At 59.6% G+C, this 24,370-nt stretch carries 24 protein-coding genes; 15 read left to right on the forward strand and 9 right to left on the reverse strand.

All coding sequences use genetic code 11. The features are described 5' to 3' along the window. Nucleotides 1–82: 82 nt before the first annotated feature. The gene (locus tag ACJ8HH_RS07335) at nucleotides 83–493 is read left to right on the forward strand and encodes a GNAT family N-acetyltransferase (protein WP_050498673.1); all 411 of its coding nucleotides are present in this window, start codon (nucleotides 83–85) and stop codon (nucleotides 491–493) included. Nucleotides 494–614: 121 nt separating this feature from the next. Here the strand turns inward: ACJ8HH_RS07335 and ACJ8HH_RS07340 are convergent, their stop codons facing one another. Further along, the gene (locus ACJ8HH_RS07340; RefSeq protein WP_039566237.1) at nucleotides 615–1,784 is read right to left on the reverse strand and encodes a cupin domain-containing protein; all 1,170 of its coding nucleotides are present in this window, start codon (nucleotides 1,782–1,784) and stop codon (nucleotides 615–617) included. 287 nt (nucleotides 1,785–2,071) lie between these two features. Beyond that, a complete protein-coding gene (locus tag ACJ8HH_RS07345; RefSeq protein WP_049211855.1) occupies nucleotides 2,072–2,983 on the reverse strand; it encodes a LysR family transcriptional regulator in 912 nt (303 codons plus the stop codon). Nucleotides 2,984–3,086: 103 nt separating this feature from the next. On the opposite strand from ACJ8HH_RS07345, the gene ACJ8HH_RS07350 reads away from it, so the two are divergent. Continuing rightward, the gene (locus ACJ8HH_RS07350) at nucleotides 3,087–3,653 is read left to right on the forward strand and encodes a chromate transporter (RefSeq protein ID WP_033634481.1); all 567 of its coding nucleotides are present in this window, start codon (nucleotides 3,087–3,089) and stop codon (nucleotides 3,651–3,653) included. After that, entirely contained in the window at nucleotides 3,650–4,171 is a 522-nt protein-coding gene (locus tag ACJ8HH_RS07355; RefSeq protein ID WP_033648485.1) for a chromate transporter, read from the forward strand. Before ACJ8HH_RS07350 ends, ACJ8HH_RS07355 begins: the two co-directional genes overlap by 4 nt. 4 nt (nucleotides 4,172–4,175) lie before the next feature. Here ACJ8HH_RS07355 and ACJ8HH_RS07360 read toward each other — a convergent pair whose 3' ends face one another. Then, nucleotides 4,176–4,529, reverse strand: a complete 354-nt coding sequence (locus ACJ8HH_RS07360; protein ID WP_033638485.1) for an AprI/Inh family metalloprotease inhibitor — start codon at nucleotides 4,527–4,529, stop codon at nucleotides 4,176–4,178. 411 nt (nucleotides 4,530–4,940) lie between these two features. Here ACJ8HH_RS07360 and ACJ8HH_RS07365 point away from each other — a divergent pair, with 411 nt between their 5' ends. After that, a complete protein-coding gene (locus tag ACJ8HH_RS07365; protein WP_197766200.1) occupies nucleotides 4,941–6,557 on the forward strand; it encodes a serralysin family metalloprotease in 1,617 nt (538 codons plus the stop codon). A gap of 43 nt (nucleotides 6,558–6,600) precedes the next feature. Here the strand turns inward: ACJ8HH_RS07365 and ACJ8HH_RS07370 are convergent, their stop codons facing one another. Both ACJ8HH_RS07370 and ACJ8HH_RS07375 read right to left on the reverse strand, forming a co-directional pair. After that, nucleotides 6,601–7,251, reverse strand: coding sequence for a dihydrofolate reductase family protein (locus ACJ8HH_RS07370; RefSeq protein WP_033655260.1), 651 nt, complete (start codon nucleotides 7,249–7,251; stop codon nucleotides 6,601–6,603). Between the two features lie 69 nt (nucleotides 7,252–7,320). Next, nucleotides 7,321–8,322 carry an alpha/beta fold hydrolase gene (locus tag ACJ8HH_RS07375; protein WP_197766202.1) on the reverse strand — a complete coding sequence of 334 codons (1,002 nt, stop codon included), beginning with the start codon at nucleotides 8,320–8,322 and terminating at the stop codon, nucleotides 7,321–7,323. Nucleotides 8,323–8,556: 234 nt separating this feature from the next. Between ACJ8HH_RS07375 and ACJ8HH_RS07380 the strand changes: the two genes are divergently transcribed. The 5 genes from ACJ8HH_RS07380 to ACJ8HH_RS07400 all read left to right on the forward strand — a co-directional run bounded on the left by ACJ8HH_RS07380 (nucleotide 8,557) and on the right by ACJ8HH_RS07400 (nucleotide 15,078). After that, the gene (locus tag ACJ8HH_RS07380) at nucleotides 8,557–8,988 is read left to right on the forward strand and encodes a DcrB-related protein (RefSeq protein WP_041035031.1); all 432 of its coding nucleotides are present in this window, start codon (nucleotides 8,557–8,559) and stop codon (nucleotides 8,986–8,988) included. A 31-nt stretch (nucleotides 8,989–9,019) separates the two neighbouring features. Beyond that, on the forward strand, nucleotides 9,020–13,216 hold the full coding sequence (locus ACJ8HH_RS07385) for an RHS repeat-associated core domain-containing protein (protein WP_230298436.1): 4,197 nt from the start codon (nucleotides 9,020–9,022) through the stop codon (nucleotides 13,214–13,216). Nucleotides 13,217–13,224: 8 nt separating this feature from the next. Next, nucleotides 13,225–13,626, forward strand: coding sequence for a hypothetical protein (locus ACJ8HH_RS07390; RefSeq protein WP_039566212.1), 402 nt, complete (start codon nucleotides 13,225–13,227; stop codon nucleotides 13,624–13,626). A 154-nt stretch (nucleotides 13,627–13,780) separates the two neighbouring features. Then, nucleotides 13,781–14,536, forward strand: coding sequence for a macro domain-containing protein (locus tag ACJ8HH_RS07395; RefSeq protein ID WP_079656494.1), 756 nt, complete (start codon nucleotides 13,781–13,783; stop codon nucleotides 14,534–14,536). Between the two features lie 11 nt (nucleotides 14,537–14,547). After that, entirely contained in the window at nucleotides 14,548–15,078 is a 531-nt protein-coding gene (locus tag ACJ8HH_RS07400; protein ID WP_039566211.1) for an imm11 family protein, read from the forward strand. A gap of 43 nt (nucleotides 15,079–15,121) precedes the next feature. Here ACJ8HH_RS07400 and ACJ8HH_RS07405 read toward each other — a convergent pair whose 3' ends face one another. Together ACJ8HH_RS07405 and ACJ8HH_RS07410 are read right to left on the reverse strand one after the other, a co-directional pair. After that, nucleotides 15,122–16,018: a PhzF family phenazine biosynthesis protein gene (locus ACJ8HH_RS07405; protein WP_039566209.1), complete on the reverse strand. Its 897-nt coding sequence runs from the start codon at nucleotides 16,016–16,018 to the stop codon at nucleotides 15,122–15,124. Nucleotides 16,019–16,072: 54 nt separating this feature from the next. Then, a complete protein-coding gene (locus ACJ8HH_RS07410) occupies nucleotides 16,073–16,990 on the reverse strand; it encodes an EamA family transporter (RefSeq protein WP_197766203.1) in 918 nt (305 codons plus the stop codon). Nucleotides 16,991–17,171: 181 nt separating this feature from the next. On the opposite strand from ACJ8HH_RS07410, the gene ACJ8HH_RS07415 reads away from it, so the two are divergent. The 4 genes from ACJ8HH_RS07415 to ACJ8HH_RS07430 all read left to right on the forward strand — a co-directional run bounded on the left by ACJ8HH_RS07415 (nucleotide 17,172) and on the right by ACJ8HH_RS07430 (nucleotide 19,756). Further along, nucleotides 17,172–18,041 (forward strand): helix-turn-helix domain-containing protein, encoded by an 870-nt coding sequence (locus tag ACJ8HH_RS07415; RefSeq protein ID WP_033634491.1) that lies wholly within the window; start codon nucleotides 17,172–17,174, stop codon nucleotides 18,039–18,041. 17 nt (nucleotides 18,042–18,058) lie between these two features. After that, complete coding sequence (locus ACJ8HH_RS07420; RefSeq protein ID WP_039566204.1) at nucleotides 18,059–18,493, forward strand: glyoxalase/bleomycin resistance/dioxygenase family protein; 435 nt, start codon at nucleotides 18,059–18,061, stop codon at nucleotides 18,491–18,493. 309 nt (nucleotides 18,494–18,802) lie between these two features. Further along, nucleotides 18,803–19,255, forward strand: a complete 453-nt coding sequence (locus tag ACJ8HH_RS07425) for a MoaF-related domain-containing protein (protein WP_204275775.1) — start codon at nucleotides 18,803–18,805, stop codon at nucleotides 19,253–19,255. Between the two features lie 9 nt (nucleotides 19,256–19,264). Further along, the gene (locus ACJ8HH_RS07430) at nucleotides 19,265–19,756 is read left to right on the forward strand and encodes a nuclear transport factor 2 family protein (protein WP_033648272.1); all 492 of its coding nucleotides are present in this window, start codon (nucleotides 19,265–19,267) and stop codon (nucleotides 19,754–19,756) included. 171 nt (nucleotides 19,757–19,927) lie between these two features. Here the strand turns inward: ACJ8HH_RS07430 and ACJ8HH_RS07435 are convergent, their stop codons facing one another. Continuing rightward, nucleotides 19,928–21,127, reverse strand: a complete 1,200-nt coding sequence (locus ACJ8HH_RS07435) for a multidrug efflux MFS transporter (RefSeq protein ID WP_039566203.1) — start codon at nucleotides 21,125–21,127, stop codon at nucleotides 19,928–19,930. A gap of 226 nt (nucleotides 21,128–21,353) precedes the next feature. Between ACJ8HH_RS07435 and ACJ8HH_RS07440 the strand changes: the two genes are divergently transcribed. Beyond that, the gene (locus tag ACJ8HH_RS07440) at nucleotides 21,354–21,803 is read left to right on the forward strand and encodes a MarR family winged helix-turn-helix transcriptional regulator (RefSeq protein ID WP_060425742.1); all 450 of its coding nucleotides are present in this window, start codon (nucleotides 21,354–21,356) and stop codon (nucleotides 21,801–21,803) included. A 37-nt stretch (nucleotides 21,804–21,840) separates the two neighbouring features. On the opposite strand, the gene ACJ8HH_RS07445 is transcribed toward ACJ8HH_RS07440, so the two are convergent. Then, nucleotides 21,841–22,122 (reverse strand): YjcB family protein, encoded by a 282-nt coding sequence (locus ACJ8HH_RS07445; RefSeq protein ID WP_033634498.1) that lies wholly within the window; start codon nucleotides 22,120–22,122, stop codon nucleotides 21,841–21,843. A 294-nt stretch (nucleotides 22,123–22,416) separates the two neighbouring features. On the opposite strand from ACJ8HH_RS07445, the gene mrdA reads away from it, so the two are divergent. Then, nucleotides 22,417–24,342 (forward strand): penicillin-binding protein 2, encoded by a 1,926-nt coding sequence (mrdA, locus tag ACJ8HH_RS07450; protein WP_197766204.1) that lies wholly within the window; start codon nucleotides 22,417–22,419, stop codon nucleotides 24,340–24,342. The last annotated feature ends 28 nt before the right edge of the window (nucleotides 24,343–24,370 follow it).

A 24,370-nucleotide genomic window follows, 5' to 3' on the forward strand; every position in this document is an offset into this window, starting at 1 on the left:
ATTGATGCGTTTTGCCGAATTCAGCCGGGCCATAAAATATTAACCAATCCTCCTTTTTTATTTTATATATGCGGAACATGTTGTGGAAAATGAAAATTTAACGTTGCATTATGACAATGATGCACGCTCCTTTCTGGAGGGCCAGCTCGATAGATTTAATTCAAAGTTCATGGGGTTAAATGCTCACGAGTATGATGTTTATTATAAAGACGGCGATGAGAAAATAATCGCGGGACTTTATGCAGAGTCTTACGGGGCCGTTTTTTACATCCATTATCTTTGGATTGATGAAGCGCAGCGCGGCCGGCGTTTAGGCCACCGTCTGCTGGAAGCCGCAGAGGCTCATGCCAGACAGTTGGGATGCGTCAGCGTCGCCGTGGACACGTTTAGCTTTCAGGCGCCCAATTTCTACCTGAAACAGGGTTTTCAAATGATTGGCGAGTTGGATTGCGGCAATGAAATAACACGCTCCTATCTGAACAAACAACTGTAATATCTGTTTTTTATAAAAGGAATTCGGTTAACTCACTGAGATCAATGTATTGTTCTTAATATGAAATATGACGCTTTGGCCGATGTGACGGAGGCGAGGGAGTCTCTCCCTCGCCGTGGCGTCAGCGGCTGCGGCGCGACATCACCCGTTTGTCTTTCGGTCTATCCTGCCAGTCCTCAATCTGATTATTGAAGTTGTCCGCCAGCAGGTAGGCCGGGGTTTTCGCCAGCCAGTCGGATAGCGAAATGTCCTGATAAATGCCGTTGTCCATCACGATCAATACCTTCAAATCCTCATCGCCGATGTTCTCGATGTAATGGCCGAAGCCCTGCGGCACGTAACCGACGTCCGAAGGGGCGTACTCTTCCGTCTGCGCGTGGCCGTGTGAGCTGAACACCGTCATCCGGCCTTTGCCGGCAATATAGTATTGCCATTCGTTGGCATTGGGGTGCCAGTGCAATTCCCGGATCGCGCCGGGTTTCACGATCTCGATGATGCCGGTCATGGTGGTGGAAATGGGAAATTCTTTCGATGACACCAAATGGACGCTGCCGGCGTCATTTTCAAAGAACGGTTTTTGCTTCATTAATTCATAGCGGTGGGTCAGCGGGGTGTTATTTAATCCGCCGTCGTTTTTCGGCAATGGCAAGGTGGGCGGAACGGCGCCGTCGACAATATAAGCCTCGCCCTGTTTGGCCTTGGAAAATACCGCCGCCGGCATGTTGACGCTTTTTTCCAATACCTCTTTCGGCATATGCGCCACCCAATCGGTAATGCTGAAGGTGCCGAACTCGGAGAAATGGCCGTTATCGAACGCCAGAATAAAATGCGCGCCATCTGCCAGCGCCTGAATGGAATGGCCATAGCCTTTCGGGAAATACCACACGTCACCGGGGCCGAAATCCGCCACTTCGCATTTGCCCTCGGGATCGAGGATGGTGATGCGCGCATGGCCTTCCAGCATAAACGCCCATTCGGCGGCGATGGCGTGCCAGTGCAGCTCGCGCACGCCGCCCGGCTCCAGCGTCATGTCCACGCCCGCCACGCCTTCGGAGATCGGGAATTGCTCGACGGTGGCTTCGCGCGCCCAGCCGCTGGGCAGGCTGCGTTTCTTGCTGTCGGTGAATTTGTATTTATAGAGATGCTGCGCATCGGCAGGCGGCTGATAGCTGCTGGGGGGGACGATATTGCGATGATCGTCGGCAGCGGCATTTTTTACGATGCCGCCGATCATGCCGGCGGCGGCCGCGCTGACGGCGGAGACTTTCAATATATCACGACGCGATAGCATAGCATTTTCTCCAATATAAAACCGCGCGTCTGAATAGGCAGGCGCAGGGAAGGCATAATTGCTCTTGAAAGGTGTTTTGTCATCGGCGAAATAGGCGGCGACCCTTAAATCCTAGCGGCTGGAATGTATTGGGTAGGCGTTTATTTGTTTGCGTTTGTTACTAAGTGAGAGCGGGTTTGATTAATTCCTTGGAAGTTGAATAGTCATTAATTGGAATTAATTTTAGTCGCTGACCTGTTTAAATAAATAATAAACGAACGTCATTTTTTATTGGCCGTTCGGGCTTTTTATGACTGCGCCACGGTCTCCAGCACCAGCTGACGAAAGCGCTCGACGATCGGCGAAGCCGGGCTGCGGCGCAGCGCCAGGTAAAGTGGGGCGCTGAGCTGCGCCTCTTCGGCGAGGGTGCGGTAGACGATGCCGTCGCCGCCCAGCCGCCGCATCGAGCCGGGCACCACTGACAGCCCCAGCCCGGCGCCCACCAGGCTGAGGGTGGCCGGCAGGCGCGGCGCTTCCTGAACGATGCGTGGGCTGAAGCCGGCGCGGTGGCAGGCGGCCAGGATGGCGTCGTACAGCCCCTGGCCGGCCGGGCGGCGATAGAGAATAAATGCCTCGTGGGCCAGTTCGGCCAGCGGCAGCGGCTGCTGCGTTTCTTGCGCCAGCCGGTGGCCCAGCGGCAGGGCGACGATCATCGGCTCGCTGAGCACCGGCTCGACGCTCAGGCCGGGAATGCCGTTGGCCGGCGAGCGCACGAAGGCGGCGTCGAGGCGCTGTTCCAGCAACGCCTCCATCAGTTCGCCGCTGCCGGCCTCTTCCAACTGGGTAGTGATGCCCGGCAGGATGTCGCGGTAGCGGCGCAGCAGGTTGGGCACGAACGGGTGCAGCGCGGCGGAACTGGTGAAGCCGATGGCGATGTGGCCCTGTTCGCCGCGGGCGGCGCGCTGCACCGCTTCGCGCAGGCGTTCGGCGCGCGCCAGCAGGGCGCGGGCCTCTTCGAACAGCACGCCGCCCGCCTCGGTGACGCGCACGCCGCGCGGCAGACGCTGCAGCAAGGTTACGCCCAGTTCGTCTTCCAGCCCCTGCAGCAGGCGGGTCAGCGGCGGCTGCTGGATAAACAGCCGCTCGGCGGCGCGGGTGATGTTGCCTTCTTCCACCACGGTGACGAACGCCCGCAGGCGACGCAGTTCGATCATAGCCATACCTCAAAGGTATCTTTGGTTGTTCCGGAATGCATTAGACATCATGGCACGGCGGCGCGCATGATACCAGACATCAAAACAAGCGATGTGGAATGGCAATGTCATGTCAGATATCAATACGTTAAAACCGCACCCGGCGGCAGCGCCGGGCAACGCGGAGCTGTTTGTGGGCTTTCTGTGGCTGGGGCTGATCGGCTTCGGCGGCGTGCTGCCGTTGGCGCGCAGCATGTTGGTAGAGCGCCGGCGCTGGTTGAGCGGCGAACAGTTCACCGAGCTGCTGGGGCTGTGCCAGTTCCTGCCCGGCGGCAACGTGATCAACCTGTCGGTGGCGGTGGGCATGGAATTTCGCGGGTTGCGCGGCGCGCTGTGCGCCTTGCTGGGCCTCATCAGCGCGCCGACGGCGATCGTGGTGGGGTTGGGCGTGGTCTACGCCCGCTTCCAAAACGATCCGCACGTGCAGCATGTGTTCGCCGGGCTGGCCGCCGCTGCCGCCGGGCTGCTGCTGTCGACCGGGATCAAGATGCTGCTGCCGCTGCGCGGTAAATGGCCGGCGCTGGCGATCGTCGCGCTGGCGCTGATCGCCATCGCCTGGCTGCGCCTGCCGCTGCTGCCGACCATGCTGGTGCTGGCGCCGCTGAGCATTCTGCTGATGTGGCGGTGGCCGTCATGAGCGGGGTTTTAATTGCGCTGGCGCTGATCTTCACCGAGCTCTCTCTGCTGGCGTTTGGCGGCGGCATGACCATTCTGCCGGAAATGCAGCGGCAGGTGGTGGAGGTGCATCAATGGATGAGCGCCCAGGAATTCAGCGCGCTGTTCGCCATGGCGCAGGCCGCGCCGGGGCCGAACATGATGATCGTGCCGCTGGTCGGCTGGCATGTGGCCGGCTGGGCGGGGCTGCTGGTTTCTTCGCTCGCCAAGTTCGGGCCGTCTTCCATCGTCACGCTGCTGGTGATGGGCGCCTGGCGGCGCTTTAAGGATCGCCCGTGGCGCCGCATCGTGCAGGCCGGGCTGGTACCGCTGACCGTGGGGTTGGTGGCGGCCAGCGGTATCTTGATCGCCGAGGCTTCCGCACCCAGCTGGCGGCTGGCGGCGATCGTGGCGCTGGCGACGGGATTGAGCATGAGCAAGCGCCTCCATCCGCTGTGGGTGCTGGCGGGCGGCGCGCTGCTCGGGTTGCTGTTCGCCTGAGGGATTAGCGCGGGATCAGCATAAAGCGCGAAGGGCCGCCGCGATCGACTAGCTCATAGCGCTTTGGCGCGGTCAGGGCCAGAAACGCCACCATGCCGCCTTCGGCGTCGGTCAGCGTCATGCCGTCCGGCGTCGGCCGCCAGGCGACCGGCAACGTTTGCAGCGCCAGCGGCTGCAGGCACTGGGCGGAGGCGCTGAAGCGGAAGGCGTTGGTGTTGGCCACCGCTTCGTCGCTCAGCTGCACCTCGCAGACGGCTTTACCGTCGCCGATGGCGGCGAGCTGCCAGTCGCCCTTCAGCGCGGCGGGTTCCAGCAACGGCAGTGAACTGCCCAGGGCACTGCTGCACAATACGCTCATAACGACTCCTGTCAGGCTGGCGCGGCGCAAGGCGCGCATAAGGAAATGGGTTGGCATCGGGTCACTCCTTTCGGCTGTCCGTTCACACCTTAGCACGTTCCCAGCGGGATGATGATGCAAGGATTAGCTTTTTTAATGCTCGATAATTCTGATCTAACCGGCGATAACATGCCCATAAAGACGAGTCATTAGCCCGCCGATACGCTTATCTTTCTCATTAATACTGCGCTAATACAAATCGTTATGATTATTTCCGTCTTAACGCCCGGCGCGATCATGCACGGCGGCGTCGGGTCGCGCCGTCGGGGTTAATTACTATACTGGTCAATCCTAAGTCTTGGCTTAGATTAGAACGACTGATGAATAGTCTTACAAAGCGAGTGGATTCCTACTGTGTAAAAGGAGAATGCAATGAGCAGTCGCCACAACGATATTTTGCAAGATGACGATGAGTTCACCAGCCTGTCCGCCACATCCCCCAACGATCATAACTATCAGTTTTACTATCACCAGCCCGGCAGCCTCTATGACGGATTGGGCTACGGCGCGCTGTTTACGCTGGACAACGCCAACCTGTACAGCAACCAGCGCGGCGGAGCAGCCATTAACAACCTGGGTAAAATCCGCGATAACTTCAGCTTCGATCGCGCCGCCGACCAGCTGACGCGGCCGGGCCTGACGCACAACGGCGATCAGGTGTACCACCAGCCGATCGCGCTGACCTATTCCTTCCTGACGCAGAGCGCGCTGAACCGCATCGGCCAGACCGGCGACGGCGACAAGGGGCTGCAGCCGCTGACCCAGGCGGCGCAGGCGCAGGCGCTGAAATCGATGCAGGCCTGGGCCGACGTGGCGAACGTGACCTTTACCGAAACGGTGTCCACCGATATCAACCATCGCGCGGACATCACCTTCGCCTACTTCACCCAGCGCGCCGACGGCAGCACCGCTGAGGGCAGCGGCCCGAATGCCATTAATGCTTACGCCTATTACCCGCCGAGCTCCAAACCGGGCAGTGATAACGCCTTTGCCGGCACGGTGTGGTTCAACAAGAACTTCGCCACCCATCAGGCGCCGGTTAGCGGCGATTTCAGCAGCCAGACCTTCACCCACGAGCTGGGGCATGCCCTGGGGCTGGCGCATCCGGGATCTTATGACGCCTCGTTGGGCAACCCGAGCTACCAGAACGACGCGGCTTACTATCAGGATTCGCTGCAATACTCGATCATGAGCTATTTCAACGCCGGTTACACCGGCGCCGACACCAAAGGGGTGTATGGCTATGGCCCGATGGTGGATGACATCGCCGCGATCCAGAAATTGTACGGCGCCAACATGAACACCCGCACCGGCGACACGGTGTACGGCTTTAACTCCAACACCGGGCGCGATTTCCTGACCGCCACGGCGGACAACGGCAAACCGGTCAACTTCGCGGTGTGGGATGCCGGCGGCAACGACACGCTGGACTTCTCCGGCTACAGCCAGCAGCAGATGATCAACCTGAACGACGGCGCGTTCTCCAGCGTCGGCGGCGGCACGCAGAACGTCGCCATCGCGCGCGGGGCGATCATCGAGAACGCCATCGGCGGCAGCGGGCGCGATGTGATCATCGGCAACGATCAGGACAACCTGCTGGCGGGCAACGCCGGCTCCGACATCCTGTACGGCGGCCTGGGGGCGGATCATCTGTGGGGCGGCAAAGATGCCAACAACTTCACCGACTATTTCGTCTATCTCAATGCCAAAGAGTCCACGGTGGCGGCGTTCGACGTGATTGAAGACTTCGAGCACGGCATCGACAAGATCGATCTCTCCGGCCTGCGCTTCAACAACAGCCTGAGCGAGCTGCGCTTTATCGACAGCGGCAGCGCCTTCAGCGGCCAGAAAGGCGAGATCCAGCTCAACTTCGACGCCTTCAACGGCACCACCGATCTGTTGATGAACACCCAGAGCAACAGCTATGCCGCCGACTTCAAGATCCACGTGGTTGGGCAGGTGGAGCAGAGCGATATTCTGTTTGCCTGAGGGCGATGCAGGGGAAAGAGAAAAGGGCCGAACGGCCCTTTTTTTACGGCTGGGCCACCGCGGCGCTTTCCGCTACGAAAGAGCCGGTTGCCACCGCGCCGGCGCGGCGGTAGTGGGCCACGATCACGCCGCCGGGCGAGACCACCGATTGAGCCAGCGTGAAGGCCGCCGGCGCCGCGTTGTCATCGAACAGCCGCTTGCCGCCGCCGAGCAGCACCGGGTAGGTGAGCAGGCGCAGTTCGTCCACCAGATCGTTGGCCAGCAGCTGTTGCATCAGCGTGCTGCTGCCCTGCACCAGCAGTACCGGCCCCTGCGCGCGTTTCAGCTCGCGCAGCCGGGCGAGGATGTCCCGCCCCAGCCACTGGCTGTTCTGCCACGCCAGCGTCTCGCCGTGGTGGGTGGCGACGTACTTGGTGGCCTGATTGAACACGCGGGCGATATCGGCGGATAACGGGTCGGCCTCGTCGGTGATCTGCGGCCAGTAGCCGGCGAAAATGTCGTAGGTGCGCCGCCCCAGCAGCAGATCGAACGGCGCAGAGAAAAGATCGCCCATCGTTTCCGCAATGGCGTCATCCCAGTAGGGGGCTGTCCAGCCGCCGAAGCGAAAGCCGCCGCTGCGGTCTTCGTCCTGCCCGCCGGGCGCCTGCATCACGCCGTCGAGGCTGACGAAGGCGCTGGCAATAATCTGTCGCATGGCTGTCTCCTGCCGTTGAGTGCCAGCTGAAAGTTTAGCCGCCGCGCGGCGGCTGCGCCAACCGGCCGCTCAGGGCTGCAGCGCCTTGAGCAACGCCTGGTGGAAACGCTCCGGTTCCTCCATTTGCGGCGCGTGGCCCAGCCCGGCGAACTCGATCAGCGTGGCGTGCGGGATCAGCTTCGCCGCCTGTTTGCCCAGCTCCGCATAGTGCCCGATCCTGGCCTTGACCGCCGGCGGGGCGATATCGCTGCCGATGGCGGTGGTGTCGGCGGTGCCGATCATCAGCGTAGTGGGGGTTTGCAGATCCTTGAACTCGTAGTACACCGGCTGGGTGAAGATCATGTCGTAGATCAACGCCGAGTTCCACGCCACCAGGCGATGGCCCGGCCCGTTGTTCAGCCCGGCCAGCATATCCACCCAGCGATCGTACTCCGGCTTCCAGTTGCCGCCGTAGTAGGTGCGCTGCTCATAGTTGCGGATGCCCTCTGCGGTGGTGTTCAGCTCGCGCGCGAACCATTGATCGACGCTGCGCCACGGCACGCCTTTGGCCTTCCAGTCCTCGAGGCCGATCGGATTGACCATGATCAATTGCTCCACCGCCTGCGGATACATCAGGCTGTAGCGCGTGGCCAGCATGCCGCCGGTGGAGTGGCCGATGATGATGGCCTTACTGATTTTCAGGTTCTGCAGCAGACCGTGGGTGTTTTGCGCCAGCTGCTGGAAGCTGTACTGGTAATGCGCCGGTTTGGTGGAGGAGCAAAAGCCGATTTGATCCGGTGCGATGACGCGGTAACCGGCCTTGCTCAGCGCCTTGATGGTGTCCTGCCAGGTGGCGGCGCAGAAGTTTTTACCGTGCAACAACAGCGCGGTGCGGCCGTTGGCGGCGCCTTCCGGCGGCACGTCCATATAGCCCATTTTTAACGGCTGCCCCTGCGAGGTGAAGCTGAACTGCTGCAACGGGTAAGGGTAATGAAAGCCCTGTAGCTCCGGGCCGAACTTCGGCGTTTCGGCGGCGGCGGGGAACGCGGCCAGCGTGGCGCACAGCAGCGCGCGACGGGTGAATCTCAGCATCCTGATCTCCTGAAAAACGGACGATAGCCGAGTATAGCCACAATCAGGGCGTCGGCGCGCCGATGGTTTCAGATAATTCTGTAATGTTACGGCCCGATCCCGGGCAAGGTTCCGGCCACGGCCTTGCACACAGTGAACGCGGTCACGCCGCGCAACATTGGCGGTGCCTGATGGTTTTATTTCAAGGCTAAGTTATGCGATGCTTAAGCATTATTTATGCAAAAGGATCCTCGCATGTCCGCTTTATCCCGCTGCGCTTTCAGCGAAGGCAGCGTCGCTTTGCCGGAAGGCTATGCCGATCGCACCGTCAACGTGCTGTTGGCCGGCGATGATGTTTCCCCCTCAATCAATATTTCCCGCGATGCGCTGCAGCCGGCGGAAAACCTGGAAAGCTACGTCACCCGCCAGCTCGATGCGCTGGCGCAGGGGCTGAAAGGCTGGGCGTTCAAAAGCCGCGAGCCGGCGACGCTGGGCGATGGATTAACCGCCGGTGAATGGGTGCGCGCCAGCTACCTGCGCGACGGCAAGCGCATCTGGCAAAACCAGGCGGTGTTCGCGCTGGCGGAGGGCCGGGTGCTGGTGTTCACCCTGGCGATGGCGCGCAAGCTGACGCCGCAAGATGACGCCCTGCTGCAGCAGGTGCTGAGCAGCTACCGGGCGGCATAACGATGAACTCTTCACGTAAAAGGACCTTACGATGACCGAAGCGGCTCGCGTCGGCGATACCATCGGGCATTCCCATGCCCTGGCCGGCATGATTGCCGGCACGATTGTCGGCGGCCTGATCGCCGCCGCAGGCGCGGTGGCGGCGGGTGCGCTGTTCGTCGCCGGCCTGGCGGCTTCCTGTATCGGCGTCGGCGTGCTGCTCATCGGCGCCAGTCTGGCGGTGGGGTATCTCACCGGGGAGGCGGCCACCGCGGCGCGCGACGGCATTGCCGACGCCGGTGCCGGTAGCCTGACCCCCAAAGGCAATATCGTCACCGGCTCCCCCAACGTCTTCATCAACGGCAAACCCGCCGCGCTCGCCACCAACAGCCAGGTGGCCTGCAGCGACGACGGCCCGAGCATGCAGATGGCGCAGGGCTCCGACAAGGTCAGCATCAACGGCCAGCCCGCCTCGCGTGTGGGGGACAAAACCAACTGCGACGCGCAGGTGATGGAAGGTTCGCCCAACGTGTTTATCGGCGGCGGCACCGTCACCACCTTGCCGATCAAGCCCGAAGTGCCGGATTGGCTGTACAAGGTCTCTGACCTGACGCTGCTGTTCGCCGGCCTGGTGGGCGGCGTGGGCGGCGCCGCCGGCAAGCTGGGGGCGCTGGGCAAACTGCTGGGCAAGCTGCCCGGCATCAACAAGCTGGCGCGCATCGCCTGCCGCGCCGGCACCCTGATGACCGCCACCGCCGCCGTCGGCATTATCGCCCGGCCGGTGGATATCGTCAGCGGCCAGAAATTCCTCGACGGCGAAGACGATCTCGATTTCGTGCTGCCTTCGCGCCTGCCGGTCGCCTGGCAGCGCTATTGGCGCAGCGGCAACCCCGGCGACGGCGTACTGGGCCGCGGCTGGAACCTGTTCTGGGAGAGCAGCCTGCAGCCGTATCAGGACGGCCTGGTGTGGCGCGCGCCTTCCGGCGACTTCGTCGCTTTCCCCAGGGTGCCGCGCGGCCACAAAACCTACTGCGAAGCCGAAAAATGCTGGCTGATGCACAACGACGACGGCAGCTGGCAGCTGTTTGACGTCGGCGAACAGATTTTCCACTACCCGCCGCTGGCGGGCGACCAGCCGAGCCGGCTCAGCATGATCACCGACGCCATCGGCAACGCCACCTCGCTGTTTTACGACGACGAGGGGCTGCTGAGCGAACTGGTGGACAGCGCCGGGCAGCGCCTGATGTGCCGCTATGCGCAGGGCCGCCTGCGCGAAGTGGCGCTGCAAACCGCCGAAGGCGAACGGACGCTGGCGCGCTACGATTACGATGAGCAGGGCCAACTGACGACGGTGAGCAACCGTGCCGGTGAGGTAACGCGCCGCTTCGGCTGGCGCGACGGCCTGATGATCAGCCACCAGGACGCCGCCGGACTGCTGAACGAATACCAATGGCAAGAGATCGACGGTGTGCCGCGCGTGACGGCCTACCGTAACAGCGCCGGAGAATCGCTGGAGTTCGGTTATGACTTCGCCGGTGGGCGCCGCAGCGCGGTGCGCGGCGACGGCAAACGGGCGGAGTGGCGGCTGGATGACGACGACAACGTGGCGCAGTACACCGACTTCGATCAGCGCCGCTACGGTTTTATCTACCAACGCGGCGAACTGTGCAGCGTGCTGCTGCCCGGCGGCGCGCAGCGCCAGAGCGAATGGGATCCTTACGGCCGCCTGCTGTCGGAGACCGATCCGCTCGGCCGCGTCACTCGCTATCAATATTCGCGCAACAGCGGCCGGCTGTTCGCCGTCGCGTACCCGGACGGCAGCAGCGAAGCGCAGCACTGGGATACGCTGGGGCGCCCGACGCGCTATGTCGATGCGCTGGGCAATGCCACGCTGTACCGCTATCCGGATGACGAAGAGAGCCTGCCGGCCGGCGTGATCGACGCGCTGGGCGGGGAAGTGAAGCTGGAGTGGGACGCCCGCGGCCAGCTGACGCGCTACACCGACTGTTCCGGCAGCGTCACGGCTTATACCTACGATGCGCTGGGGCAACTGACGACGCAGACCGATGCCGAAGGCCACCAGACGCGCTACCTATGGGATAACGGCGGGCGCCTGCACACCCTGATCCACCCGGACGGCGGCGAAGAGCGCTTTAACTGGAATGCGCACGGCCAGCTGGCCGAACATCAGGACGCGCTGGGCAGCCTGACCCGCTGGCAGTACAACGCCCTGGGGCTGCCGATCAGCATCACCGATCGCATCAACCGCACCCGGCGCTATCACTACAGCCCGCAGGGCTGGCTGACGCGGCTGGAGAACGGCAACGGCGGCGAATACCGCTTCAGCTACGATGCGGTGGGCCGCGTGCTGGCCGAAGAGCGCCCGGACGACACCCGCCACTATTATCGCTACGGTGCGGCCGGGCTGCTGGAGGAGCACCGCGAGGTCGGCCTGCCTGGCAGTGCGGGTGAGCTGACGCAGCGCGAACAGCGCTTCCGCTTCGACGAGGCGGGGCAACTGGTCTGGCGCGGCAACGCCAGCGCGGAATGGCATTACCGCTTCGACGCCATGGGGCGGCTGCGCGAGCTGAACCGCCTGCCGACGGCGAGCGGCGCGGCGCTGGGCATCGAGCCGGACAGCGTGCAGATGCGCTATGACGCCGCCGGGCGGCTGCTCGGCGAGCAGGGCGTGAACGGCGAGCTGCAATACCAGTGGGATGCGCTGGCCAACCTGCAGGCGCTGACGCTGCCGCAGGGCGATCGCCTGCAGTGGCTGTATTACGGCTCCGGCCACGCCAGCGCCATCAAATTCAACCAGCAGGTGGTGAGCGAGTTCACCCGCGATCGCCTGCACCGGGAAACCGGCCGCAGCCAGGGCGCGCTGCAGCAGCAGCGGCGTTACGACGCCATGGGCCGCCGCAGCTGGCAGAGCAGCGCCTTCGGCCACGACAAACTGACCCGGCCGGAAGACGGCGTGCTGTGGCGCGCCTATCGCTACACCGGCCGCGGCGAGCTGGCCGGGGTGAGCGACGCGCTGCGCGGCGAAGTACACTACGGTTACGACGCCGAAGGCCGCCTGCTGCAACACCGCGAGCCCAATCAGGGCAAACCGGGCGCACGGCTGGTGTACGATCTGGCGGATAACCTGCTGGGCGAGCGTAGCCCGCAGAACGACATCGACGCGCACCTGCCGCTGGCGCCGATCGCCGATAACCGCCTGACGCACTGGCAAAAACTGTTTTACCGTTACGACGCCTGGGGCAACCTGATCAGCCGGCGCAACGGCCTGTATGAACAGCACTACCGCTACGACGCCGACAACCGGCTGGTGCAGGCGCATGGCCGCGGCCCGCAGGGCGAGTTCGAGGCGCAGTATCATTACGACGCGCTGGGCCGCCGCAGCCGCAAGGCGGTGCGCTACAAGGGCAAAACCGAACAGACGACCCGTTTCCTGTGGCAGGGTTACCGGTTGCTGCAGGAGCAGCGCGACGACGGCAGCCGCCGCAGCTGGAGCTACGATCCGGCCAGCCCGTGGAGCCCGCTGGCGGCGCTGGAGCAGGCGGGCGACAGCCGCTCGGCGGATATTTACTGGTATCACACCGATCTGAACAGCGCACCGCTGGAAGTGACCGACGCGGCGGGTAACCTGTGCTGGTCCGGGCAATACGACACCTTCGGCAAGTTGCAGGGCCAGACGGTGGCCGGCGCGGCGAAGCGGCAGGGCGCGCAATACCAGCAGCCGCTGCGCTACGCCGGGCAATATCAGGACGACGAAAGCGGCCTGCACTACAACCTGTTCCGCTACTACGAACCCGAGGTGGGGCGTTTCACCACGCAGGATCCGATAGGGTTGGAAGGCGGGCTGAATTTATATGCATACGCGAAAAATCCGCTCATTTGGGTTGACCCGTTAGGCCTTACTAGTTGTAGCATTCAACCTGGTAAAAACTTTAAAGATCACTTTATTCGGCATAAAGGTATACTAGAAGGCTATTTAGGGAAAAAATATCCAAAATGGAAAGTGGATGAAGGTGCTGAGTTCTTGAGAGATGTTGAAAAGTTACGAGATAGCGGGAAACTGGTCCATGTAGGACAAGGGACAATTAAAAAAGGTCAGCCTGTGATGGAGATATATAGAGGCGAAGGGATGACCTATATTTCTAAAAAGCTGTCTGATGGTAGGGAGGAATTTGTAACTCTTATTGAGTCTGGCAAAGGCATGGATCTTGGGATTGTTTTTTCACCATAGGAGTGCATATGAAAGAATTTATTGAGCATGTAACTAGGAGTAGCGTCAGTGATATAATTGTCACGGGTTATATAGATGGGGAAACAGTACCAGTGTTTCATCCGATGTATGACAGAGTTTACTTTATATCAGATGAAACTATATTTGAACTGTATATTGATGATGATGGGATTGTTAATTCACGTTTAGTTGAAAACATCGTTCCATGGTTTGAGGTGGATGAGGATGATAAGTTTTCCATGATGTCAATTTATTCCCAGTCATTTAAAACTGAGCAGGAGGTTAGCATAGTTGGAGTAAATTATAGTGACGATCCGTTCTCAGGGGTTTTCTTAAAATATAAGGCAGGTGACGATGAGCGGCTATTGTCTTTAGAATCAAATAATTTTTTCGGTTTTCTTATTTCATAGTTAAAAGGATTTCGAGATTATTGAATGCTAGTAGTTAATTGAAGCTTTGAGTTTTTTGATAGTGGTATTGAAAATTAGAGGGTTATTGTAAGTAACATGGTGATTGACAGTTATAAATAACTTATTCCATCTGTCGTAGGGGGAGGAAAGAACTGTGGAGTCCGATAAGAATTATTATAAAGGTACATGTGAACTCATTTCTGGCGAAGGGAGGATCTATACCGAGTTTAATGGCGATGCTGCAACAAGACAAATAACTATAATAAATGATTTGTATTATTCATCCTCATCTTTGGAAGATTGGCACGAAGATATAGGTTTTTTACTTTATGATGGTAAGAAAAGTGAGCTTGATCTTTCTGAGTCAAAGTTGATAACTAGTCTTGAGTTTGAAAGTGAATGGAATAAGACGATCACCTCTGATGTTTTGAATGATTATGTCAGTTTTAGCTATGGTGATGCATCTATTCCTTCGTCAAAATCTAAAATGATCATTCATATTGTGAATAACAAGGGTAAGTGGGGAAAAGGCTTTGTTGTTCCTCTATCAAAACGCTATCCAGCAGTAAAGGAAGAATATTTAAAGTGGTTCTCTGAAAAAAAGGATTTTTTTCTCGGGAATGTACAATTCATCTGTGTGAGCGAAAATGAGCGGATATATGTTGCAAATATGTTGGCTCAGGATGGACTAAAGAAAAGTAAAGATGATAATGCTCAGTATGTTTCATATGAAGCACTTAAAGAATGTCTAAGTCTGGTTTCTGATTATGCATTAAAAGAAAGGCTTAGTATACAATTGCCTATGATTGGTGCAGGATTGGGAGGTGGTGATTGGGATGCTATTTTTTCTCTAATCAAAGAGCGCTTAGCAAGAAAGAAAATAAAATGCAACATCGTTAAGTTAAGTTGAATGAGAGTGACATGAACTTCTATACTTTCAATAGCTTTACATTTGGCGATAACTTGATTTGTTTTCCCGATCCGAAATCAAGATTGTCCAGCTTTTTTATTTGGAATGAAGGTGATGGTAATTTCCTATCCTACTCACTGCCAAAAGGGAAAATGCCAAGCGCTTCGAGTAGCGATATTTTTAATTTGCATGACTATTTTCCTGCCAGTCTCGGAATTCCAATCTTTTCAAAAAGAGCTAAGGCTGTATTTGAACGCAAGGTTTCGTCTGAGATGTTATTCTATGAATGTGCGGTAGAAAACGTAACTGAAACAATTTTTCTGTGTAAAGTGAATAATTATTTTCAAATTATTGATGAGGAAGCCTCGACGTTCAGAGAACTTGAAGATGGAAGCAAGCTCATTGATGTGCCTGCTTACAAGTGTGACAGGGAGTTCTTTATTGCTAGGGATAGCATCTATTGTGAAAGAATAATTGTCTCTCAGCAGTTTGTTGACCTATGTAATGAAGAACAGCTAAACATAGGCTTTGAGCGTTGCTAATTGACGTTCCCAAAAGATGCTCACTATCCTCTTATCCCCCAAACTAAATACCCAATGTGCCATCAATCAGGGTGCGGCACTGCCCGCCGATCCAGGGTTCGCCGTCAATAAAGCGCACGCTCACGCGGCCATCTCGATTCAGTTGGGTGCCCTGGCGCACCTGGTAACCCTGTGCGGTCTGGCTGCCGTCGGGAAAGTGGTTGGCCTTCAATAAGCGCGCCAGGCAGGCGTTGGCGCTGCCGGTCACCGGATCTTCAATCAAGGCGCCGCATTCCACCATAAACGCGCGCATTTCGTAATCGGCCGGTTCGGTTGCGGAGCAGGCGCCATAAATCACCACGCCATCCACATTGCAAGACGTTTGCAGGCGTTTAATCGTGGCCTGATCCGGCGTCACCGCCAGGCAGGATTGTGCGTCCGGCAGGCGCACCATCAGCCAGCGAATGCCCATCTCGGCAATCACCGGCAGAGGGCTTGCTGCCATCACCGCGGGCCGTAAAGCGGCCATCAGCCGTTCTGTTTCCTCAGCCGCCATTGGGCGGAGCTCAACTTCGGGCGCGGCGAACGCCAATGTACCTTCCTGCTGGATATCGACCGCCACCAGGCCGACGCCGCATTCCTGCATCACCATCCCAGGCCGTTTAGGCGTCAAACCGGCTTCCAGCAGGGCGTGGGCGGTGCCCAGCGTTGGGTGGCCGGCGAAGGGCAGCTCTTTTTCGGTGGTGAAAATGCGCACCTTATAATCCGCCGCCGGGTGCGTCGGTTTAAGCACAAAGGTGGTTTCCGAAAGGTTGGTCCAACGGGCCAATGCCAGCATTTGCGCGCTGCTCAGCCCCTCGGCCTCCAGCACCACCGCCACGGGGTTGCCCTGCAGCGGCGTACGGGTAAACACGTCCACCTGTTTGTAGGCGCGGGGTGTCACATCATCACTTCTGAGCATTTGCCATCATCCGTTATCAACAAAACCTGATGATAACGATATTCGCCAATGGCTTCAAAGGGTTGAGTTTTGTTTTGAGATACCTGGCCGTCGCCATTTCAGCCCCGGCTTGGCGAACATCACCAGGTTGCCCAGTAGGATCAGGCACAGGCCCAGCACGGCGTTGAAGTGCCACTGATAGCCTTCGTAGATCGTTGAGATGGTCAGCGCTACCAGCGGGAACAGCAGGGTGCTGTAAGCCGCCGCGCCGGCGCCGATGCGGCCGAGCAGGCTGAAGTAGGCGGCGAAGGCGATCACCGATCCGAAAATCGCCAGGTACAGCAGGGAGCCGATATAGTGGCTGCTGAATTCGATCTGGAACGATGCGCCCTGCGCCAAGGCGATCAGCGCCATCGGCAGCGCGCCGTAGATCATGGCGTAGGTGTTGGTGGAAAAGATATCCAGCCCGCGGCGCTGATGGCGCGTGCTGATCATGTTGCCCAGCGAGAAGCCGTAGGTGCCGAGCGCGCTCAGGCCGATGCCTTTGAGCAGCTCCGGCGCCATGCGGGTGGCGGCCAGATCTTGCCAAAACAGCGCCACGATGCCGGTCAAACCCAGCAGCGCCGCCGGCAGCAGGTTGGGGCTGGGGCGCTGGCGGAAAAACAGCAGGCTGTTGAGGGCGTTGAACAACACCGCCATCGAGAAGATCACCGATTCCAGGCCGCTGCTGATGTAGGCCGCCGCGTGGTAGAAGCAGAAGAAGTTGAAGCCGAATACGCAGCAGCCCTGCAGCACGCAGAACAGATGATCGCGCGGGGCGAGGCGGCGCAGGCGGCGTGTTAGCAACAGCACGGCGAACATCACCGCGGCGGAAATGGCGAAGCGGTAAGCAATCGAGACGGGAATGGCCACCGGGCCTTCCTGTTGCAGGGTGATCGCAATCCAGGTGGTGCCCCAAATCAGCACTACGGCGAGGTACAACAGCGCATTCATTCTATTTGTTACTCCGAAAAAACCGATGGCGCAGTATCCGCTTTGGCGCGCGGCGGCGCTTGCAGCGCTTTGCGGCCAGTTGCATATTCTTGCGCTTTTTTTGCCAAAAGCGCGGGGCGGCGGCTGGTATGCGGCGGCGCCACTCTTTACACTGTCGGCATGTCGAACAACGGGGCCGGCGATGTCCAACTATCAGGCGTTTGAAACACTGCGTGAGCACAAGGCGCGGCTGCACGGCAGCGTGCTGCTGGGCACCGGCGTGGAGCTGGCCGCCTGGTCCAACTGCAACGATCGCGTCACGCAGGAAAGCGCCGACCACCATACCCTGAGCCTGTACGTCGCCGACGGCTATGAGTGCTACCAGCAGGTGCCGGGCGGCTGGCGCAACGGCGGCGGGCCGGATCGGTTCTGCATCATGCCGCGCCAATACGCCTCCACCTGGGACGTGCGCAGCGATCTGTCGTTCGTGCACCTGTATTGCACCGACGGGCATCTGCGGCAGCTGGCGGAGCAGACCTGGGATCGCAGCCCGGCGGCGATCAACGTAGAGCCGCGCAGCTTCGGCGAAGATCCGCAGATCACGCTGCTGTATCGCCAGTTTTTGCTCAACTGCGACTGGCGGGACAGCGCCAATCTGCTGGCGCTCAGCAGCGCGTCGAACCTGCTGATGTCGCATCTGATCCAGCGTTACAGTCAGTTGCAGTGGAAGCTGCCGCAGGCGCGCGGCGGCCTGGCGCCTGCGGTGGCCAGGCGGGTGCGGGAATATATCGAAAACCACCTCGATCGGCCTTTGCTGTTGGCGGATCTGGCGGCGCAGGCCGGGTTGAGCGAATACCATTTCGCCCGCATGTTCAAGCACGCCACCGGGCTGGCGCCGCACCAGTTTGTGATGCGCGCACGGCTGCAGCGGGCGGAACGGCTGCTGCGGCACAGCCAACAGCCGATCACCGAGATCGCGCTGGCGTGCGGCTTCAGCTCCGCCAGCCACTTCAGCAACCGCTTCAAGGCGGCCTATGGATTTGCTCCGCTGCAGGTGCGGCAGGGGCGCTAACCGAAAGGGAGTGCAGCATGGATCAACAGTGTGCCGGGCTGGGCGTGTTGTTTGTCGCCGGATTCGGGCCCATCACGCGTGAGAGCGACGAGAGCAAGGCGTTTTATGTCGAGGCGCTGGGGCTGCCGCTCAAGCCGATGCCGGGCAACGAAACCTATCTGCTGTCGGAGCAAGGCGCGCTGGACGGCGTAAAGCATTTCGCCCTGTGGCCGCTGGCGCAGGCGGCGCAGTCCTGCTTTGGCGACGATCGCTGGCCGGCGGATCTCGCGCTGCCGCAGGCGTGGATCGAGTTCGACGTGGCCGACATGGCGGCCGCTACCCAGGGGCTGGTCGATCGCGGTTATCGGCTGTTGGTCGCCAACCGCGAAGAGCCGTGGGGGCAGAGCGTTACCCGTTTGCTCAGCCCGGAAGGGGTGCTGGTCGGCGTCACCCATACGCCCTGGCTGCGTTAAACGCGACGCCGTTCGCCACCGCCTTTCGGGGGGGGCGGCTTAAGAACAAATACGCATTAGCTTAAAGCGATCTGCGCTATAGACCCATCAAATCTCCGAGCAGTTTCCCTTCCTGAAAGCAGAAATTCCGTTCATTGCGTAAAAACCAATGGCCAGAATGCGCTATTGCCATGCCATTCCGCGGCGATTTTTCGCCGTCTTTTTTCGCCGCCAGGTGCCTGATAGGAATAGAGATTATTCTTATATTTCTGCCCATTGCCAAGTGATGATAATGATTCTCGTTTTCAACCACGGAAAGGAGAAGGAACGATGAAAACAGTGAAGAGAACGGGCATCGCGCTGGCGATAGCCCTGACTTTCCCCCTCGCATTACCCGCCGCTACGGCGGCGCAACCCTCCCTGACTAACAGTAAGGCGGCAACGATGACGGAAAAACACGGGCAGTTCATTGCGGTCGGTAAAGTGGTGCAGGTGACCTTCGGCGATTTCGCCTTCAAGCTGGATTTTACCGATGACAAGACCATGACGTTCACCGGTATCGGTGAGGCGTCGCAGGGCATCACCGACACCGTGCAGTACACCGCGGTGGAGATCCGGCCAAAGGTCTATATGGTCTATTGGCATGAGCCGCAGTCCGGCGACAACGTGACGCATATCGAGGACTTTGAGCGCGGCGAGGTGTACACCAACATCGCCGCCAAGGATGGCAGCTTCACCCATCTGAAAGGGCAGCTGAAAATCGTAGGTCACTCAGGAAAATAAGGAGCAGTTATGAAAAAGGCATTGATCACCTGTGCGATCGTCGGCGGCTTGCTGGCGAGTTACCCGGCGCTGTCGACGGATCAGGCGGCGTCTGACAAATCGGCCGGCAAAGGCGGTTATCATCATGCTCAGCAGAAGCTGAAGGTGGTGGAAGACCTGTACGCGGGCTTTTTCAATCGCCACGACATCGGCGTGGCGCAGAAGCTGATTGTGGAAAACTACAAGCAGCATAACCCGTTCGTCGGCGACGGCATCAAGCCGTTCCTGGATTTCTTCAGCCAGACCTTTAAAGACAATCCGCAGTACAGCGCCAAAATATACCGCAGCGCGGTCAACGGCGATTTGGTCTACGTTCACGTCAAATACCAAAATAACCCGCAGGATCGCGGCACTGCCAGCGTGGATATTTACCGGGTGAACGATCAGGGGAAAATCACCGAGCATTGGGACGTCAATCAGGATGTGCCGGAAAAATCGGCCAACGACAATACCATGTTCTGATCCGCAAGGGCCGCTGCGGCGGCCCTCAACACGCCCGCAACACTTTATTTACTTACATAAATACCAAACGATCGCCGCGTCGAGTAGGCTACGGCCGCCTTTGGCAGTGGTGGCACGGTTGATGGGCGTCATTGTCCCGCCACTGCTTGAGGCGTTTCCCCGCATTCCCCGTTATCCCGCGCGTTGGCTCTCCACTTTTTTGAACTGATGGCGCAGCTGCAGCGCATTGCAAAGCACCAACACCGCCGTCACGGCGAACACCCAGCGGAACCCCATCATCGCCGAAATGCCCGACCCCAGCAGTGGGCCAACCACGTTGCCCAAGTACATAAAGGATTGGTTATAGCCGAAGATGCGCCCGGTTACCTGATCTGAGGAATACTTCAGCAGCAGCGCCTGCACCGCCGGCATCAGCGCGCCGTCGGCGAAGCCGAGCAGGAAACGCAGAATGCCCAGCTGCAGCGGCGTATTGACCCAGGCCATCACGGCGAACAGGCCGGTGGTGAACAGCAGCGCGGCGATCAGGATGCGCGCGGTGCCGATGCGATCGCCGAGCCGCCCGAGGCGCGGCGCCGAGATCAGCGCTGCAATGCCGGGCACGGCGGCGATCATGCCGCTGACAAAGGCGATATTGCTGACGTCGCCGGACAGCTCGCGAATGAACAACGTCAGGATCGGGCTGATGGACGAGTTGGCCAGCTGGATCATCAGGGTGCAAACGAACAGGGTGAGGATCAGCGTCGGATAGGGCAGCGAACGGAACACCGCCTTGCCGCTCAGCTGATCCGCTTTTTTCACCGTGATGCGCCGCTCTTTAATCAGGAACAGCGTCACCAGGAAGCTGACGAACATCAGCCCGGCGGTGACGAAAAACACTACCCGCAGCCCCAGATGGTCGGCCATCAGCCCGCCCAGCAGCGGCCCGGCGATCACGCCGGAGATCTGCCCGGTAGAAAGCGTGCCCAGCGCCCAGCCGCTTTTATCGCGCGGCACCTGCGAGGCGACCAGCGCCATGGCGTTGGGAATATAGCCGGACGTCAGCCCCATCAGGGCGCGCAGTGCGAACAGCTGCCAGACGTTGGTGGCCAGCCCCTGCAGCGCGATGACGATCGCCATGCCCAGCGAGGCGCGCAGCAGCATCAGCTTGCGGCCTTTGCGGTCGGCCAGGCTGCCCCACAGCGGCGACACCACCGCCGAGACCAAAAAGGTGCCGCTGAACACCAGCCCGGACCACAGGCTGAGGGATTGGTGATCGCTGACGCCGAGCTGTTCGACGTACAGCGGCAGAAAAGGGAGGATTTGGCTCATCGCCAGCCCGGTGAAGAAACACCCGAGCCAGACCGAGATCAGATTGACTTTCCACGCTTCCATCGGCTTACCGTACCACGTTGAATAAGGAGGGATTTATTGAGCAAAATAATAATAACACTGCAAATTAATCGGCGAGAGGCAATGCGTGAGCAAACGTAACCCTGCCGACGCAGTGTCTTTTTGCTATATATTAATAGCTATATTATCATAGGTAATTGGGTTAAGCCAGAGCCGCGCGATCCGGCGGTGTGAAAGCAGAGATAAACTGAACGCTAGATTGATGCCAATGAAAAAAGATCACCCTGAAGACGTGACGCTGCTGCGCACGCAGTTAATGTCGCTGGTGCGCCGTATGCGGCGCGAATCGCGCAGCGACGAAAAATCCTGGGCCCAGCTGATGCTGTTGGGGGCTATCGATCGCCACGGCGGCGAGGCGACGCCGTCGCTGCTGGCGGAATCGGAGCGCATGCGTTCCTCAAATCTGGCGGCCGCGTTGCGTGAGCTGGAGGCCGATGGGCTGCTGGTGCGCACGCCGGATGCCGAAGACAAACGCCGGGTGCGGGTGCGCCTGACGCCCGCCGGGCTGGGCCTGCTGCAGGAGAGCCGTACCCGGCGCGAGGCGTGGCTGCTGGCGGCGATGGAGAGCTGTTTAACGGAGCGGGAGCAGGCGCTGTTGATTGAGGCGGGGGCCTTGATGGCGCGGCTGGCGGCGGCGCCGTCAGCGGAAACGGAATAATCGGCGGGGCGGCCGGTGCGCCGCCCCCGCGACGAGGTTACGGCATCGGCCAATCGACCGGCATGGTGCTGACCACGTCCACATAGCGATCCCAGGCCGATGACCAGAATTGGGTGAAAGCTTCCAGGGTGAGGTGGATGCCCATCAGGCCCATCACGAACCAGCAGGCGGTAAACAGGCCCAGGCTGCTGAACATGAACGCCATGCCGTTACGGCTGGTTTTACGGCAAACGACGTTTAACTGGCTGGCGAAGAACATCATCACGGCGCTCAGCAACTCCCAGCGCATCATGACTAAACCGGTGGCAATGGTACTCATCGAACTCGATCCTATGTAACAAAAAGCCGCATCCGGCAGGGCGCCGACAGGGAAATGCGGGGGAATATCGGGAATATTGTGATTCAGATCACATTGTAGCATTGGGGCGAACGGCGGCTCAATGGGAAGCGCGGTGAAAAAAACGCCGCCGGTAACATTCCAATATGCTGAAACAGTTATGCCATTTCATTAGCAACCTTTTCATGGGGCGGTGCGCCCGATAACGCTATGCTTGCCGGCTTTTCAGTTCCCTGATTTTGCGGGGAAATGTGACACAAAAGGTATCGGCACCGCATGGCCCTGTTAAAAGAAACAATTCGCGACCACTCTGCGGAAGAGAGGCTGTTTATCCACCGGGCAGGCGTGGCGCTGGCGCTGGTGGTGGTCTGTTTCGGCGCGCTGATCGTCAACCTCTACCGGCTGCAAATCCGCCAGCACGGCTTTTACCAGACGCGCTCCAACCAGAACGACATCAAAATGCTGCCGATCGCCCCCAGCCGGGGGCTGATCTTCGATCGCAACGGCACGCCTTTAGTGCGAAACGTGACACTGTATCGTATCGAGATCACGCCCAGCAAAATCAGCGACATGGCGGCGCTGCTGCAGGCGCTGACGCCGATCGTCGACCTGACGCCGGAGGACATCAGCGCGTTTCGCGACGACATGCACCACAACAGCCGCTACAAACCGGTGACGCTCAAAGCCGGGCTGAGCGACACCGAGGTGGCGCGCTTTGCCGTCAATCAATACCGTTTCGACGGGGTGACGATCGATACCTATCAACAGCGTGAATATCCTTACGGCGCCCAGCTGGCGCACGTGCTGGGCTATGTGTCGAAGATCAACGACAGCGATCTCAAACGCCTGGACAAGGCCGGGCTGAGCGAGAACTATGCCGCCGACCGCAACATCGGCAAACAGGGCATCGAGGCCTATTACGAGGCCGAACTGCACGGCACCACCGGCTATCAGGAGGTGGAGGTGGATAATCACGGTCGCGTGATCCGCCTGCTGAAAGAGCAGCCGCCGAAGGCCGGCAAGAACATCTACCTGACGCTGGATCTGCCGCTGCAGCAGTACATTGAATCGGTGCTGAAGGGGCAGCGCGCCGCGGTGGTGGTGGAAGATCCGCGCGACGGCGGCATCCTGGCGATGGTTTCCAGCCCCAGCTACGATCCCAATCCTTTCGTCAAAGGCATCGGCTATCAGGCCTATAAGGCGCTGCTGACCAACCCGGATTTGCCGCTGATCAACCGCGTCACCCAGGGCTTATACCCGCCGGCGTCGACGGTGAAGCCCTACATGGCCGTTTCGGCGCTGTTCGCCGGGGTGATCACGCCCACCACCACCTTTTTCGGCGCCCCGACCTGGACGCTGCCCGGTACCGAGCGCCGCTACCGCGACTGGCTGAAAACCGGCCACGGCATGCTCAACGTCACCAAAGCGATCGAGGAATCCGCCGACACCTTCTTTTATCAGGTGGCGTATGAGATGGGCATCGATCGTATCCACCACTGGCTGAGCCAGTTCGGCTACGGCCAGTCCACCGGCATCGATCTGAACGAAGAGTACCGCGGCGTGCTGCCGAGCCGCGAATGGAAGCTGAAGGTGCACAAAAAAGGCTGGTATCAGGGGGATACGGTTTCGGTGGGCATCGGCCAGGGGTATTGGGTGGCGACGCCGATCCAGATGGTGAAAGCGCTGACCACGCTGATCAACAACGGCCAGGTGAAAACGCCGCACCTGCTGTATTCGCTGCAGCAGGGCAACCGGGTGACGCGCTACCCGCCGCCGGCGAAAACGGCGCAGATCGGCGATCCCCATTCGCCTTACTGGGGCATCGTGCGCAATGGCATGTACGGCATGGCCAATCTGCCGAACGGCACCGGGTACAAGCTGTTCCACACCGCGCCGTATCAGATCGCCGCCAAATCCGGCACTTCGCAGGTATTCAGCCTGAAGCAAAACCAGACCTACAACGCCAAAATGATCCCGGTGCGGCTGCGCGATCACATCTTCTATACGCTGTTCGCGCCTTACAAAAACCCACGGGTGGCGATGGCTCTGATCCTGGAAAACGGCGGCGGCGACGGCGTGGTGGCGGGGCCGACCGCGCGCGCCATCCTCGACCATATTTTTGACCCGGCCAACGCGCCGCAGCCCGGCGATGCGGGGCAAAGTAAACCGCAGTTAAACGACAGTGCCGATGTGCAACGGTGAGGCGGTTTGTTTTTACTTTCTTACAAAC

The sequence above is a fragment of the Serratia sp. CY32780 genome (assembly GCF_052169135.1).
Lineage (GTDB): Bacteria > Pseudomonadota > Gammaproteobacteria > Enterobacterales > Enterobacteriaceae > Serratia > Serratia sarumanii.